13 protein-coding genes and 1 pseudogene are annotated in these 15,456 nt (G+C 66.1%); 4 read left to right on the top strand and 10 right to left on the bottom strand.

Translation table 11 applies throughout. The annotated features are described in order from the left end of the window. The first annotated feature begins 134 nt into the window (after positions 1-134). From V6M49_RS19110 to V6M49_RS19095, 4 genes and pseudogenes are all read left to right on the top strand, one after another. A pseudogene (locus V6M49_RS19110) lies at positions 135-795 on the top strand (GntR family transcriptional regulator). Continuing rightward, positions 788-2,308: an MmgE/PrpD family protein gene (locus V6M49_RS19105; protein WP_104063704.1), complete on the top strand. Its 1,521-nt coding sequence runs from the start codon at positions 788-790 to the stop codon at positions 2,306-2,308. Before V6M49_RS19110 ends, V6M49_RS19105 begins: the two are co-directional and overlap by 8 nt. Before the next feature lie 33 nt (positions 2,309-2,341). After that, positions 2,342-3,247 carry a methylisocitrate lyase gene (gene prpB, locus V6M49_RS19100; RefSeq protein WP_332762736.1) on the top strand — a complete coding sequence of 302 codons (906 nt, stop codon included), beginning with the start codon at positions 2,342-2,344 and terminating at the stop codon, positions 3,245-3,247. Positions 3,248-3,321: 74 nt separating this feature from the next. Then, positions 3,322-4,461, top strand: a complete 1,140-nt coding sequence (locus tag V6M49_RS19095) for a bifunctional 2-methylcitrate synthase/citrate synthase (RefSeq protein ID WP_141140071.1) — start codon at positions 3,322-3,324, stop codon at positions 4,459-4,461. Positions 4,462-4,549: 88 nt separating this feature from the next. Here the strand turns inward: V6M49_RS19095 and V6M49_RS19090 are convergent, their stop codons facing one another. The 10 genes from V6M49_RS19090 to V6M49_RS19045 form a co-directional block, all read right to left on the bottom strand. After that, the gene (locus V6M49_RS19090) at positions 4,550-5,023 is read right to left on the bottom strand and encodes an 8-oxo-dGTP diphosphatase (protein WP_141140070.1); all 474 of its coding nucleotides are present in this window, start codon (positions 5,021-5,023) and stop codon (positions 4,550-4,552) included. 30 nt (positions 5,024-5,053) lie between these two features. Next, a complete protein-coding gene (gene xerD, locus V6M49_RS19085; protein ID WP_210412422.1) occupies positions 5,054-6,037 on the bottom strand; it encodes a site-specific tyrosine recombinase XerD in 984 nt (327 codons plus the stop codon). After that, a complete protein-coding gene (locus V6M49_RS19080; protein WP_056342385.1) occupies positions 6,037-6,699 on the bottom strand; it encodes an NUDIX domain-containing protein in 663 nt (220 codons plus the stop codon). The genes xerD and V6M49_RS19080 overlap by 1 nt, the downstream gene beginning before the upstream one ends. Positions 6,700-6,724: 25 nt before the next feature. Continuing rightward, positions 6,725-8,470, bottom strand: a complete 1,746-nt coding sequence (locus tag V6M49_RS19075) for a CTP synthase (RefSeq protein ID WP_332762731.1) — start codon at positions 8,468-8,470, stop codon at positions 6,725-6,727. An 88-nt stretch (positions 8,471-8,558) separates the two neighbouring features. Continuing rightward, entirely contained in the window at positions 8,559-10,298 is a 1,740-nt protein-coding gene (recN, locus tag V6M49_RS19070; RefSeq protein ID WP_332762729.1) for a DNA repair protein RecN, read from the bottom strand. 3 nt (positions 10,299-10,301) lie between these two features. Then, complete coding sequence (locus V6M49_RS19065) at positions 10,302-11,327, bottom strand: NAD kinase (protein ID WP_252569416.1); 1,026 nt, start codon at positions 11,325-11,327, stop codon at positions 10,302-10,304. Positions 11,328-11,340: 13 nt separating this feature from the next. Next, positions 11,341-12,153: a TlyA family RNA methyltransferase gene (locus V6M49_RS19060; RefSeq protein WP_141140066.1), complete on the bottom strand. Its 813-nt coding sequence runs from the start codon at positions 12,151-12,153 to the stop codon at positions 11,341-11,343. A 2-nt stretch (positions 12,154-12,155) separates the two neighbouring features. Continuing rightward, positions 12,156-12,386 (bottom strand): hypothetical protein, encoded by a 231-nt coding sequence (locus tag V6M49_RS19055; RefSeq protein ID WP_332762725.1) that lies wholly within the window; start codon positions 12,384-12,386, stop codon positions 12,156-12,158. A 9-nt stretch (positions 12,387-12,395) separates the two neighbouring features. After that, positions 12,396-13,385 (bottom strand): HAD-IIA family hydrolase, encoded by a 990-nt coding sequence (locus tag V6M49_RS19050; protein WP_332762723.1) that lies wholly within the window; start codon positions 13,383-13,385, stop codon positions 12,396-12,398. 6 nt (positions 13,386-13,391) lie between these two features. After that, positions 13,392-15,062 carry a hypothetical protein gene (locus tag V6M49_RS19045; protein WP_332762722.1) on the bottom strand — a complete coding sequence of 557 codons (1,671 nt, stop codon included), beginning with the start codon at positions 15,060-15,062 and terminating at the stop codon, positions 13,392-13,394. Positions 15,063-15,456 lie beyond the last annotated feature (394 nt).

Raw genomic sequence — 15,456 nt, 5'->3', positions numbered from 1 at the left:
ATGCGGGCAACCCGCGCCAGACAAGGCCCATGTATACATACCTGCGGCTATTTCGCTGATTAGCTGGCTTTTGCTGGGTCTTTCGGCAATTCGTGTATACACTGGTGCCCATGAGCAGATTGACGGGAGGGACCATGCGGGCCAGCGACAAAGCCTACGCAACGCTTCGCGAAGACATTATCGAATGGCGCCTGGCACCTGGCACGGTCCTTGCCGAAGTGGAGCAGTCGGAACGCCTGGGCGTCTCACGCACTCCGGTCCGGGAGGCGCTGAGCCGGCTTAGCGCGGAAGGGCTGACGACGGCGGCAGGCGGCCGCGGCGTCGTCGTCACCGACATCTCACTGGAGGACATCGATGAGATGTTCGAGCTCCGCGAAACCCTCGAGGGCAAGGCTGCAGCCCTGGCTGCCGAACGCGGCGAGCGCGCTGTCTTTGAGAAGCTCCACACCGATCTCCTGCGGGCGCAGGAGCTGATCAGCGACACCGATCCTGCCCGGCATGAGTACTACGCCCTGGTGGGCCGGCTGGATGAGGCGATCGACGCCGCCATCTCAAACTCCTACCTCGCACAGGCGATGCGCAGCCTGCGGGTCCACCTGGTCCGGGTCCGCCGCCTCGCGGCCGATGACGCACCGCGACTGTACGCGGCCGCCGTCGAGCACGCGGCCATCGCCGAGGCCATCGCCGCAGGCAACGCCAGGCTCGCCGAAGCAGCCACCACCCTGCACCTGCACCGCAGCCTTTCCCACGTCAAAGCTACCCACCCACAGCACTAAGAAGGAGCACCATGGTTAAGCTCAACCACGTCCGCGTCTACAAGAGCGAAGAGAACCTCCCCCGCGAAGACCAGCTGGCGCACAAGATCGCCGTCGTCGCCGCCGACGCCGTCGAGGTCACGCCCGAGGTCACCGAGATGGTCATCAACCGTGTCATCGACAATGCTTCCGTGGCCATCGCCTCGCTGAACCGTGGCCCGATCGTGGCTGCCCGGGCCCAGGCGTTGACCCACGCACCGACCACCAACGGCAAGGGCGCCGGCGTCTTCGGCATCACGGACCGGGTCTCCCCCGAGTGGGCAGCCTGGGCGAACGGCGTGGCCGTCCGCGAACTCGACTACCATGACACGTTCCTGGCGGCTGACTACTCCCACCCGGGCGATAACATCCCGCCGATTCTCGCCGTTGGCCAGCACGTCGGCGCGAGCGGCAAGGACCTGATCCGCGGCATTGCCACCGGCTATGAGATCCAGGTCAACCTGGTCAAGGCCATCTGCCTGCACAAGCACAAGATCGACCACGTGGCCCACCTCGGCCCGTCCGCCGCTGCCGGTATCGGCACACTCCTGGGCCTGGACGTCGAGACGATCTTCCAGTCCGTCGGCCAGGCGCTTCACACCACCACCGCCACCCGCCAGTCCCGTAAGGGTGAGATCTCCACCTGGAAGGCGCACGCACCGGCGTTCGCAGGCAAGATGGCTGTCGAAGCCGTGGACCGCTCCATGCGCGGCCAGACCTCCCCCGTGCCGATCTACGAAGGCGAAGACGGCGTGATCGCCTGGATGCTGGACGGCCCGGACGCCTCCTACGAGGTCCCCCTCCCTGAGGCCGGCGAAGCCAAGCGCGCCATCATGGACACCTACACCAAGGAACACTCCGCGGAATACCAGGCTCAGGCCTGGATCGACCTTGCCCGCAAGCTCCACACCGAGCACCCCGAGGCAACGGACCCGGCCAACGTGGCGTCAGTCCTGATCAAGACCAGCCACCACACGCACTACGTGATCGGTTCCGGCGCCAACGACCCGCAGAAATACAGCCCCACGGCCAGCCGGGAAACCCTGGACCACTCCATCCCGTACATCTTCACCGTGGCACTCCAGGACGGCTCCTGGCACCACGTTGACTCCTACAGTCCTGAGCGTGCCGGCCGCGCCGACACCGTGGAGCTGTGGAACAAGGTCAGCACCGTCGAAGACGCCGAATGGACCCGCCGCTACCACTCGCTGGACATCGCCGAGAAGGCCTTCGGCGGTTCCGTGGAAATCACCCTGAAGGACGGCACGGTCATCACCGACCAGATCGCTGTCGCCGACGCCCACCCGCTCGGCGCCCGGCCGTTCGCCCGCCAGCAGTACATCAACAAGTTCCGCAGCCTGGCAGCCGGCCTGGTCGCCGAGGCGGAAATCGAGCGTTTCCTCGCGGCCGCCGAAAGCCTCCCGGACCTGGGCCCGGGCGAACTGGACCAGCTGAACATCACCGCCGCTCCGGGTGTCATCGACCTCAGCAACGCACCGGCCGGCCTCTTCTAAGCTCTGCTTACCCACCCCGCACAGGAGAACCAGATGCTGTATTCCAAGACAACCCCGGAGCAGAAGCGGATCGCGCTGCGCGATATGCTCGCGTCCGGCACCATCCAACAGTTCCCGGGCGCCTTCAACCCGCTCTCGGCGCGGCTGATCGAGGAAAAGGGCTTCGCCGGTGTTTACGTCTCCGGAGCCGTGCTGGCCAATGACCTTGGCCTGCCGGACATCGGGCTGACCACCCTCACCGAGGTGGCCACGCGTGCCGGGCAGATCGCCCGCATGACCGACCTGCCCACGCTGGTGGACGCGGACACCGGCTTCGGCGAGCCCATGAACGTGGCCCGCAGCATCCAGGAACTGGAGAACGCCGGCCTGGCCGGCTGCCACATCGAAGACCAGTTCAACCCCAAGCGCTGCGGGCACCTGGACGGCAAGAACGTGGTGGACCAGGACACGGCCACCAAGCGCATCCGAGCCGCGGCCGACGCCCGCCGCGATCCGAACTTCCTCATCATGGCCCGGACCGATATCCGCGCCGTAGAGGGAATCCAAGCCGCCAAGGACCGGGCACGGGCCCTCGTGGAAGCCGGTGCGGACGCCATCTTCCCGGAAGCAATGAAGGACCTGTCCGAGTTCCAGGCCATCCGCGACGCCGTGGACGTGCCGATCCTTGCCAATATGACCGAGTTCGGCAAGAGCGATCTGTTCACCGTGGACCAGCTGCAGGGTGTGGGCGTCAACATGGTCATTTACCCGGTCACGCTGCTGCGCATTGCCATGGGCGCAGCAGAGCGTACTCTGGAATCGATCAAGGCAACAGGGTCGCAGGAAGCACAGGTGGAGAATATGCTCACCCGTGCGCGGCTTTATGACCTTGTGGACTATGAGGCCTACAACCACTTCGATACCGGCGTTTTCAACTTCCAAATTCCCGGCGTCCGCTAGGACCCGAGAGCCACCAAGGAGACTGCAAGCATTCCGGCACATCCGGGCTTGCCCAATGAACGAAGGAGGACAGCATGGAAGCTGTTGATATCAAGAAGGGCCTGGCCGGCGTCGTGGTGGACTACACCGCGGTTTCGAAGGTCAACCCGGACACCAATTCGCTGCTGTACCGCGGCTATCCCGTCCAGGAGCTCGCCGCCAAATGCAGCTTCGAGGAAGTGGCCTTCCTCTTGTGGAACGGCGAACTGCCCACCCCTGAAGAGCTGTCCGCGTTCTCTGCCCGCGAGCGCGCCGGCCGCGCCCTTGATCCTGTGGTGAAGAAGATCGTCGACACAATTCCCACTACCGCCCACCCGATGGATGTCTGCCGGACCGCAGCATCCGTCATGGGCGCCCGCCACCCCCTGGCCGAGGACTCCTCGCCCGAGGCCAACATGGCCAAGGCCGTGGACCTCTTCGCCGCCATGCCCGCGGTGGTCGCCTACGACCAGCGACGCCGGCGCGGCCAGGAAGTCGTGGAGCCCCGGGATGACCTGGGCTACTCGGAAAACTTCCTGTGGATGGCGTTCGGCGAAGACCAGGTCCCGGAGGTCGTGGAGGCCTTCAACGTCTCGATGATCCTGTACGCCGAGCACTCCTTCAACGCCTCCACCTTCACCGCCCGCGTGATCACCTCCAGCCTGTCCGACCTGCACTCGGCAGTAACCGGCGCAATCGGCGCACTCAAGGGCCCGCTGCATGGCGGCGCCAACGAAGCCGTGATGCACACCTTCGACGAGATCGGCATCCGGCCCGAGGAATCACTGGACGAAGCGGCCGCCCGGGCAAAGGCCTGGATGGAGGATGCACTGGCCCACAAGAAAAAGGTCATGGGATTCGGCCACCGCGTCTACAAGCACGGGGACTCCCGCGTCCCCACCATGAAGGCCGCGCTGGACAAGATGATCGCCCACTACGGCCGCCCTGAACTGCTGGGGCTGTACAACGGCCTCGAGCAGGCCATGGACGAGGCCAAGGCCATCAAACCGAACCTCGACTATCCGGCCGGCCCCACCTACCACCTGATGGGCTTCGACACTGCCACGTTCACTCCCCTGTTCGTGGCCAGCCGCATCACCGGGTGGACCGCCCACATCATGGAACAGGCAGCCAGCAACTCCCTGATCCGCCCGCTGAGCGAGTACAACGGACCGGACGAACGGCACGTTCCGTAATACCTCTGAACGCACGACGGCGGGCCGGTCACCTTTGAAGGTGGCCGGCCCGCCGTCGGCCGTTACGCCAACGCAGAGGTGGCCGTGATCAGTCCAGCACTTCGCGGACGGTCTCGTTGTCATCGTTCAGGACCACTGTCAGGCGCAAGAAGGACCCGGCAAGCGCGAGCGGCAGCCAGTGCTCTGCGTCCTGCCACATCCGTTCCACGGGTAGGGCACCGACGTCGAACCATTCCGGCCGGATCTCGGCACTTTCGGCCGGCTGACCGGTCCAGTTCGCTGCGACAAAGAGCCGTGAACTCATGTTCCACTCCGGGCGGGCAGGAAAATCGAAGGTCACCACACCGGCGTCGCGCAGATCCTCCTGCCGGACCACAATCCCGGCTTCCTCGTGGACTTCGCGGCAGGCAGCCTCTGCATCCGTCTCCCCCGGCTCAACATGGCCGCCAAGTCCCACCACCTTGCCGCGGCCGAAGCCGGTCTTCTTCAGGCCAAGCAGGACCTGCGGCACACCGGCGGACTCACGGATGAGAAAGCACAGGGTGACAGGGGTAAACGTCATGCCCCCAACCCTATAGCCTGGCCGCCGGCGTCAGCCCAGCGCCCGGGGGTGGGCTGCTGCATAAATTTCCCTCAGTGTGTCAGCCGTAACCAGGGTGTAGACCTGCGTTGTGGTGACTGAGGCGTGCCCCAGGAGTTCCTGCACCACGCGGACATCGGCGCCGCCTTCGAGCAGATGCGTCGCGAAGGAGTGCCGCAGTGTGTGCGGGGAAACATCCTTGGTGACGTTGGCTTTGTCCGCGGCCGCCTTCAGGATGGTCCAGGCGCTTTGCCGGCTGATCCTGCCTCCGCGGGCGTTCAGGAACAGGGCGGGTGTTCCCTTGCCCTTCGCCGCCAGGAGTGGACGGCCGCGCACCAGGTACGCGTCCACAGCCCGCGCCCCATAGGATCCCAGCGGCACCAGCCGTTCCCTGGATCCTTTGCCGAACAGGCGGACCACGGCGGGCCCGGCTTCGGCCTCGTGCAGGGCGATGTCGTCAACGTCCAGGCCCACGGCCTCGCTGATCCTCGCCCCGGTGGAATAGAGAAATTCGAGCAGGGCGCGGTCCCTGAGCCCGGTGGCAGTGTCCGTGCCCGCGGCTTCAAGGATCCGGGTGACTTCGTCCACGCTGATGGCCTTGGGCAGCCGTTTGCCCGGCATGGGCGGGTGGACGTCGCTGGCGGGGTCCGTCGTTGTGATCCCCTCCAGCGCCCAGAACTTGTGGAGCCCCCGGACGGCCACCACAGTCCGGGCAGCAGACCGGACGCCCAGGGCCGTGCCGCCGTCGGATCCGTCGTTGAGTGCCATCAGGAACCCCGTCACGTGGTGGCGGGTGATCTGGCCCGGGCCCTGGCAGCCCTCCGACGTCACGTAACGGGAGTAGCGTGCCAGGTCACGGCGGTAGGCGGAGAGTGTGTTGGCTGCCAGGCCGCGTTCCACGCCCATATGCTGCAGATACTCGGTGATGGCGAGGTCGATGGCGGTCTGTGGCCGGACGGGGGGCGTCGGGGCTTCTGCCTCAGTACTCGCCGTCATCAACGCTGGCTGGGGTGCGCAGGCCAGGGTGCATCCGCTGGACGCAATCCGGCGAAGCCGTCAGCTTTCGCCGCGGCGGCGGCCAGGATTCCGACGACGGCGGACGGGTTGTGCAGCCTGCCTTCCAGGACCGCGGCCACGGCGTCGTCCAGAGCGATCCAGTGGAACTCAATCTCGGCCTCCTCATCGGTCCGCTCATGGCGTTCGTGGTGAGGCACGTCCGTGAGGTCCCGGGCGAGGTAGATGCGGATGGCCTCGCTGGAGGAGCCCGGCGAGTTGAAGAAGTCCACCAGGACGTTCCATTCGCCGGCCGCGAGGTCCGCCTCCTCGGCGAGTTCGCGGGCAGCACCCGCCACAAAATCCTCGCCTTCCACATCCAGCAGGCCGGCCGGGATTTCCCAAAGGTCCATGCCCACGGGGTGCCGGTACTGCCTGATCAGCAGAACCTCGCCGGCATCGTTCATGGGCAGGACGGCCACGGCGCCAGGGTGGTCGATGTAGTCCCGGGTCAGGGACTCCCCAGTTTCGCTCAGCTGGAAGCTGTCGCTGACTACATCCCAGATCCGGCCTTCATAGACCTTCTCCGTAGACAGAAGACGGCGCGGGCTCGGTGCATCCGAAACCTGCCGTGCAGCTTGGGGGGTTTCAGGTGTGCCGGGCATCGCGCCGTCCTCTACTTATTCGGTTTTATTTTGCGGCAACCGTACGCAACGGCTTGGCTGCCGGCGCGTTCTGTGCGTTCTGGTGGTCCAGGGCGGCCTTGATGAGCCCGGCGAAGAGCGGATGCGGCCGCGTGGGCCGTGAGCTCAGTTCGGGGTGCGCCTGGGTTGCCACGTAGAACGGGTGGACCTCGCGGGGCAGCTCAACGAATTCCACGAGCTTGCCGTCCGGTGACGTTCCGGAGAACACAAGGCCCTCGGCAGCGATCTGGTCGCGGTACTTGTTGTTGACCTCGTAGCGGTGCCGGTGGCGTTCGCTGACAGTGGTCTTGCCATAGGTCTCTGCAATGACCGAGCCGTCGTCGAGCTTTGCCTCGTACAGGCCCAGGCGCATGGTGCCGCCAAGGTCACCCTTGCCGTCCACGATGTCCAACTGCTCTTCCATGGTGGCAATCACCGGGTATTTGGAGTCCGGTTCGAACTCGGACGAGGAAGCTCCTTCGAGGCCCACCACGTTGCGCGCATATTCGATCACCATGCACTGCAGGCCCAGGCACAGGCCCAGGACCGGCAGCTTGGTTTCGCGGGCGTACTTCAGGGCGCCCAGCTTACCTTCGAGGCCGCGGATGCCGAAGCCGCCGGGAACGCAGATGGCGTCCACTCCGTCCAGGGACGCCACGGCACCTTCATGCGTTTCGCACTCATCCGACGGTACCCAGCGGATCTTGACCTTGGTGTCGTTGGCGAAGCCGCCGGCACGCAGGGCCTCGGTCACGGACAGGTATGCGTCAGGCAGGTCGATGTACTTGCCCACCAGTGCGATTTCCACGTGGTGCTTGGGGTTGTGGACCGCTTCGAGCAGCTTGTCCCAGCTCGTCCAGTCAACGTCCTTGAACGGCAGGTCCAGGGCGCGGACGATGTAGGAATCCAGTCCCTGGGTGTGCAGGGTCTTGGGGATGTCGTAGATGCTGGGGGCATCCGGGCATCCGATGACGGCTTCGATATCGACGTCGCACATGCGGCCGATCTTGGCGCGCATGGGTTCGGGGACTTCGCGGTCCGAGCGGACCACGATTGCCTCGGGCTGGATGCCGATGGAGCGCAGGGCTGCCACGGAGTGCTGCGTTGGTTTGGTCTTCAGCTCCTGCGAGGGTCCGATGTAGGGCACCAGGGAGACGTGGACGAAGAAGACGTTGCCGCGGCCGATGTCCTGGCGGACCTGGCGGGCGGACTCGAGGAAGGGCTGCGACTCGATGTCGCCCACGGTGCCGCCGATTTCGGTGATGATGACGTCCGGCGCGTTTTTGCCTTCGGCCGGAAGCCGCATGCGCCGCTTGATCTCATCGGTGATGTGCGGAATGACCTGGACGGTGTCACCGAGGTATTCGCCGCGGCGTTCCTTGGCGATCACGGTGGAGTAGACCTGGCCGGTGGTCACGTTGGCTGATCCCTCGAGGTTTTCGTCGAGGAACCGCTCGTAGTGTCCGATGTCCAGGTCCGTCTCGGCGCCGTCGTCGGTGACGAAGACCTCGCCGTGCTGGAAGGGGTTCATCGTGCCCGGATCCACGTTCAGATAGGGGTCGAGCTTCTGCATAGTTACAGACAGGCCGCGTGCCCGCAGGAGGTGACCGAGGCTCGAAGCCGTCAGCCCCTTACCGAGCGAGGACGCCACACCACCGGTTACGAAGATGTGTTTGGTCGTCTTGGACGAGCCCGGGAACCGGGAATTTACACGGGAATTTGATCGCTGCACCACGGAATTCGAGCCTATCATCAATTGAGCCTTTCCCCGATCAGGAACTGTCTCCCCAAATGATCCAGTGTGCAGGGCGAAGCGCCCTGCGATCAAGGGGTATCCGCCGTCAGGCCCGCAACGGCAGCAGTTTCGCGTCGTCCAGCAGCTCCTGGGCGTGCGCCTGGGCCGATTCCGAATCCTCCTGGCCCGCCAGCATCCGGGCGAGTTCCCGCACACGCTCCGGGCCGTCGAGGAGGCGAACATCACTGGACGTGAACCCGCTGGCGGTGCCGCCGTCGGCCCCTCTGACGGATGTCTTGGTGACGGTGATGTGCTGGTCCGCGAAGGCTGCCACCTGCGGCAGGTGCGTGACCACCAGGACCTGCACGTGCTGTGCCAGCATGGCCAGCCGGCGGCCAATTTCGACGGCGGCCCGCCCGCCGACCCCGGCGTCCACCTCATCGAACACAAACGTGGGCACCGGATCCACCGCGGCCAGCACCACCTCGATGGCCAGCATGACGCGGGAGAGTTCGCCGCCGGAGGCGCCCTTGCCCAGCGGACGGGCCGGGGCTCCGGAGTGCGGCTGGAGCAGGAATGTGATCTCGTCCGCTCCATGCGGTGTCAGCTGAGCGGCCGCCTCACGGGTGATGACAAGCGTGGCGTCGGCCATGGCGAGTGCCTTCAGCTCCGCGCTCACGCGGCCGGACAGGTCCTTGGCAGCCTTGGCGCGGATCTTGCTGACGGCGGCTGCCTGCGTCTGCAGTTCCGCTTCGGTCCGGACCACGTCCGCGTCCAGGGCTTCGATCCTGGTGGAGTCGTCCTGCAGCTCGTCGAAGCGGACCCGGGCGTTTTCCGCCCACACCAGGACCTCGTCGATGCTGGGGGCGTACTTGCGGACCAGTGTGGCCAGGGCGGCCCTCCGGTCCTCGATCTCGGCGAGGCGTTCGGGGCCCTCCGAGTCCAGCCCGGCCTGGTAGCTGGCCAGTTCCGTGGCGATGTCGTTGAGCAGGAACCCCACTTCGGCCAGGCGTGCTGCGGCGGAGCCGAGTTCGGCGTCGTGTTCGGCCACGTGCTCCAGGGTTCTTTTCGCGACGTCCACGAGCGTGGTGGCGTCGCCCGCGTCGCCGTAGTCCTCCGCGATGAGCGCCTGGTGCGCCGTGTTGGCTGCAATCCTGAGCTCTTCGACGTTGGCCAGTTTCACGGCCTCCGCCTTGAGGGATTCGTCCTCCCCCGGCTGCGGATCCACGGTGCTGATTTCGGCCAGGGCGGCTTCCAGCGATTCTGCCTCGCGGAGCCTGTCGCGGGCGGCGCTGCGCAGGGTTTCCAGCTCCGCCTGGCTGGCCTTCCAATGGCTGTAGAGCGCCTGGTAGGAGGCCAACGGGCCCGCCAGCGCATCGCCGGCAAATTTGTCCAGGGCGCCGCGCTGGGCGGCCGCCCCCTTCAGCCTGATCTGGTCCGACTGGCCGTGGACCACCACGAGGGTTTCACCGATTTCCGCGAGAACGCCCACCGGGGCGGCCCGCCCGCCTAGGAAGGCCCGGCTGCGCCCGTCCGCACCGAGGCGACGCGCAAGAATAAGCTCAGCGCCGCCGTCGAACTCCTCCACGTCGGCACCTGCTTCAGCTGCCCGGGCAATCGCCGGATGCCCGGCGTCGAGCTTGAGGACGGCCTCCGCCGTGGCGCTCTTCGCGCCGCTCCGGACCGCACCGGCGTCGGACCTCGCCCCCAGCAGGAGGCCGACGGCGGTGACCACCATCGTTTTGCCGGCTCCGGTTTCGCCGGTAACGACGCTCAGCCCAGGGCCCAGCGGCAGCGTGGCGTCGGTGATGACGCCCAGATCGCGGATTCTCAGTTCTTCAAGCATGGTTCACTTTGCGGTCGCGGGATCGGTATCGTCCTCCGGCTGGTCGCCGGAGGCAAGCTGGAGCGGCGGCCTGGGCCGCGGCGTCCGGACGATCGGGATGGGTCCGGTGTGGATGGTCTCCGACTGCGGCACGGGGCCGCGCCAGCCGTGAATGGGAAGTTCAAATTTGCGGACCAGACGCGCTGAAAAGGGCGTCTGGTGCGTCCTGGCCAGCCGGACCGGGGTGGCCGACTTGGTCACTTCAACCCGGGCGCCGGGCGGCAGGTCCACGGAGCGCCGGCCATCGCACCAGAGCACCCCCTGGGCACCGGTTCGGGTGAGGACTTCCACGGCCAGCCGGGACCGGGGCGATACCACGAGCGGTTTGGCAAAGAGCGCGTGGGCGCTGATGGGAACTATCACCAGGGCCTCGACCTCCGGCCACACGACGGGCCCGCCGGCGGAAAACGCGTACGCGGTGGAGCCTGTGGGGGTGGCCACCACCACACCGTCGCAGCCGAAGGACGTCAGCGGGCGCTCGTCCACTTCGGTCACCACCTCGATCATGCGTTCGCGGTTGCCTTTTTCGATAGCGGCCTCGTTCAGGGCCCAGGTGTGCCAGATCTTCTGGCCGCGGACCCAGACCTGGACGTCGATGGTCATGCGCTCTTCAACCGTGTAGTCCCGGCGGGCAATCCATTCCACCGTCTGGGCCAGGTCCGCCCGCTCGCTCTCCGCCAGGAAGCCGACGTGGCCAAGGTTGACGCCCAGCAAGGGTACGTCCACCTCCCGCACCAGCTCCGCGGCGCGCAGGATGGTGCCGTCACCGCCCAGGACCATCACCAGCTCGACGTCCGGCAGCTGTACGTGGTCGTGCAGGATCTCCACCGGCTGGGTGAGCTGCCCGAAGAATCTTTCCATGTCCCGCAGTTCGGACTCCTGCATGACCGGAACAATGCCGGAGTCATGCAGTTGGGCGCAGGCTTCCCAGGCGGCCTTCAGTGACTCCTCGCGGCCAGTGTGGGCAAGGACAAGTACTCGCCTGCTCATCGGGTTCCGCTTTCTAGTGGTTCGGCCAGATTCGGCCAAGCAATCCGTCAATGGCTGCGAGGCGCTCTTCGATCTTAGGCAGGTCTTGGGTCATCCTGCGCTTTATCCACAGGAAGTATTCGACGTTTCCGTCCTGGCCCGGCAGCGGACTGGCCGCCAAGCCGCATAAGTCCAGTCCGGCGTCGAGCGCTGCATTGGCAACTTTTTCCACTGCCATCCGGCGTTCGCGCTCGGAGGTGACCACGCCGGTGCGGCCCAGCCGGTCCTTGCCGATCTCGAACTGGGGCTTCACCATCAGCACCAGGTCGCCGCCCGGCTGCGTGCACAGCGCCAGGGGCAGGACCACCAGGGTCAGCGAGATGAAGGAGAGGTCGGCCACCGTGAGTTCGGCCCGGCCGCCGATGTCCTCCGGCGCCATGTACCGCACGTTCATGCCTTCATGCACGGCTACGCGGTCATCGGCGCGTAGCTGCGGGACCAGCTGGTCATGGCCGACGTCGACCGCCACCACGTGTGCCGCACCGCGCCGCAGGAGCACCTCGGTGAAGCCGCCGGTGGAGGCGCCGGCGTCCAGGCACCTTTTGCCGGCAACCGTGACCTCAGGGAAGACGTCCAGCGCGCCCGCCAGCTTGTGCCCGGCCCGGCTGACGTAGCTGTCCTCTTCCGTGTGCTCGACCGACAAGTCCCTGCCGTCGTCGACCTGGAGGGACGCCTTGGACAGGACCTGCCCGGCCGAGCTCACCTTGCCCTCGGCGATCAACGAAGCAGCGTGGGTCCGGGACCTGGCCAGGCCCCGGGCGACGAGCGCCTGGTCAAGTCGTGCCATGCTCAAGCTTCTCCTTCGCCGTCTGGGGCCTCTTCGTTCAACGCGTGCAGCAGGGCATCGTGGAGGTCGCTGTAAACAGCCTCATGCTCAGACACGGGCAACCGTTCGACGCCGTCCAGCGCGGCCGTTATCGCCGCAATGGATGGATCGGTGGTTGCCGGCGCCGCTGTGTCCGGCCATTCCGGCGTTGGCTGGGCTGCTTCCGGATAGTGCGGTTCGTTCAGCTCAGTCATTGGACCAGTCTAATGATTGCGCCACTCGAGTTTGGGTTCCGTGGGCAGTGCGGCGTCGGGGACCGCAGTCCACCAGGCTGCGCAGGCGGCCCGCCAGGAATCCAGGTCGCGCTCGCTGCCGCTGACGTGGATAGTGTCACCGCTGACCCGCGCAGTGGAGGCCCCGCAGCGGTGCGTTCCGTCAGTGTGGTCCAGCGCCGGGTAGGGGCGGTGGAGGTCGCTGAGGGAATTGATGATGTAGTCCGGGCGTTCCGCCGTGCGTGCGGCCAGGATGGTAGCTGTGGTGTCGACGCCGGTCAGCACTGCCACAGTGGCAAACCCGGCGTTGTTGCCGCCGAGGATGTCGGTGTCCAGACGGTCGCCCACCACCAGCGGGCGGTCAGCGGCGAGCCGTTTGGCGGCTGCATGGAAGAGCGGAGCCTCCGGCTTGCCGGCAACCCGCGGCGTCTGTCCGGTGGCGGCGGCCACAGCTGCCACCAGGGTGCCGTTGCCCGGGGCTATGCCGCGCGCCTGCGGAATGGACATATCGGTGTTGGTTGCGATCCACAGTGCTCCGGCCGACACGACGTACGCCGCCTCTGCAAGATCTTTCCAGCCGATCCCGGGATTGAATCCCTGGACCACGGCCACCGGATCCTCGTCCTGGCTGTAGACAGGCGTCAGTCCCACCAGTTCGATTTCCTGCGCCAGAGCGGGGCTGCCGGTGATCAGCACCCGCGTTCCGGGGGCGACGAGTGACGCCAGGAGTTCGGCCGCGGCCTGCGAGGAACTGACCACCTGGTCGTCGTCTGCCGGTGCACCCAATTCACGGAGATGCGCCGCTACCTGCGCCGGGCTGCGGGAGGCATTGTTGGTGACATACCCCAGGCCAATGCCCAAACCCTCCAGTTGCTGCAGCGAGTCCACGGCGCCTGGGATGGCGTGCTGCCCGGCATAGACCACGCCGTCCAGGTCCGCCAACAGGGCGTCGAACAGGGAAATCAGTGGAACTTCAGTCATAGCGGGCTAGCTGTCCCGTCCGTCAGAGTGGCCATCAGTGGCGTTGCTGCTGCCGTCTGCTTCGCTGTGCTGTTCTTCATCGCGCACTTCTTCGCCGTGCTCGGCTTCATTGTGCTCGGCGTCGCCGGCTTCCAGCTCATCTGCTTCGAGGGAATCCTCGTCGGACTCGGCGTCATCGGACTCGAAGAAATCCGATTCCACGTCGTCGATGTCTGCATCCACGGCGGCGGCCTCAACGGCAGTCTTGTCCGCGGCTGCTTCGGTCCGGGCAGCAGGCGTGGAGGCAGCAGCTTCGGGGCCTGCGGCAGCGCGCTCCAGCAGACGCCGGCGCTGGGCTTCTTCCCGGGCTTCCTCTTCCTCGTCCCAGCCGAGGTCCACGATGTCGGGTTCCTCATCGACGCCGAGGCCCAGGGCATTTTCAGCCACAACTGCCTGCTTCTGCCATTTTGCCGCCTCATCTTCGCGGCCAACGGCCGACAGGGCGTTTGCGTACGCCCGGAACAGCCGCGGGCTGTAGGAGAACGCCCGGTTAATATCCAGCTGGGCAATTTCCAGTTCTGCTACGGCAGCGTCCAGCTGTCCGAGGTCAGCCCGTGCACCGGCCGCAACGATGGCCAGTTCGACTTTGCCGGGGGCGTCAAGGTCTTTGGCTTCCTCGGAACGTACAACGTCGAGGGCGCGGTCAGGCCGGCCGAGTCCGCGTTCGCAGTCCGCCATCACGGGCAGGTGGACGTTTGAACCGCTGATGCGGCGGTAGGTCCGGAATTCGCGCAGTGCTTCGCCGTAGTGTCCCGCCGCATAAGCAGTAAGTCCGACGGCTTCACGGACGGCAGCCAGCCGGCCACCACGCCGGCTCGCGGCGAGGGCATGCTGGAAAGCCAGCTCGGGCTCTTCGTCGATCAGGCGTCCGGCCATTACCAGGTGGCGGGCAACCCACTCGGCGCTCTTGTCTTCCAGTGTCTTGATCTGGTGCTGCGTAGCGCGGTCAAGCTCCTTGCCCGTGACATCCTCATCGATTTCCGGGGAACGTTCGCGGTCCGGGCGGTTGGCGCTGCGAAGATCACGCGCGTTGGGTACACGGACCGGGCGGTCTTCCGCACGGTCCCTGCCGAACTGGCGGGGGCCGGAATCACCACGGTCGAAGCTGCGGGGGGCACGGTCCTGGCGGTCACCGAACGGCTTGCGGTTGTCGCCGCCGGAGAACCCACGACGCTCACCGTCACCTTCGCGGCGCGGACGGTCACCATAAGGCTTGTTGTCACGGTCACCGTAAGGTTTGCGTTCGCCGCCGCCGCTGAAAGGCTTTCGCTCTCCACCGCCGAAGGTCCGACGCTCGCCGTCACCTTCACGGCGCGGACGGTCACCAAAAGGCTTGTTGTCACGGTCACCGTAAGGCTTCCGCTCTCCACCGCCGCCGCCTGTGAACGGTTTCCGGTCCCCGCCGCCGCTGAAAGGCTTTCGCTCTCCACCGCCGAAGGTCCGACGCTCGCCATCACCTTCACGACGCGGACGATCACCAAAAGGCTTACGTTCGCCGGAACCAGGCGCGCGCTTCGGAGCCTCCGGGTTACGGTCTCCGCGGGAACGGAATCCGCGCGGGTCGCCGCCAGAATTGTTGTTGCCGCGGAAAGGACCGCGGTCGTTGCCGCCGCGGTTGCCGCCGTTGTGCTCAGCCATGGGGATTCCTCCTGTTATGAGCCGACCACTGGCGCAATCGCAGCCGCTCGTTCCGTGTTTCGTTATCCTACGCAACCCGAAATCAAGCGCTTCGAAGTCCGTACATCTCAGTCAATTCTAGGCGAGACACCACCAACAGATGACATGAATCCGTCTCCAGACCGCCGTCGTGGGAATGTTCACAGTCCCAGGCTGACGCTCTCGCAGTTTCTGCGGGTTTCCGGCGGACGCTCCCGCTGTGGTCTGTGTCCGGGGTGCGGTTTCCGACGGTGGCGGGTGTGTTGGGTGCCGTGTCTTTGGTGGGGTGCGGGTTCGGGGGTGTTTTGTGGTGTGGTGGTTAAAGTGGGAGAGCCCCGCAACCTGGTGGTTGGGGGGCTCTCGACCTGTAATGATG

This window comes from Pseudarthrobacter sp. (assembly GCF_036675385.1).
In the GTDB taxonomy this organism is placed as follows: domain Bacteria; phylum Actinomycetota; class Actinomycetes; order Actinomycetales; family Micrococcaceae; genus Arthrobacter.
Note: the sequence above shows the minus strand (reverse complement) of the source record. Positions and strands in the feature narration are given on the sequence as shown.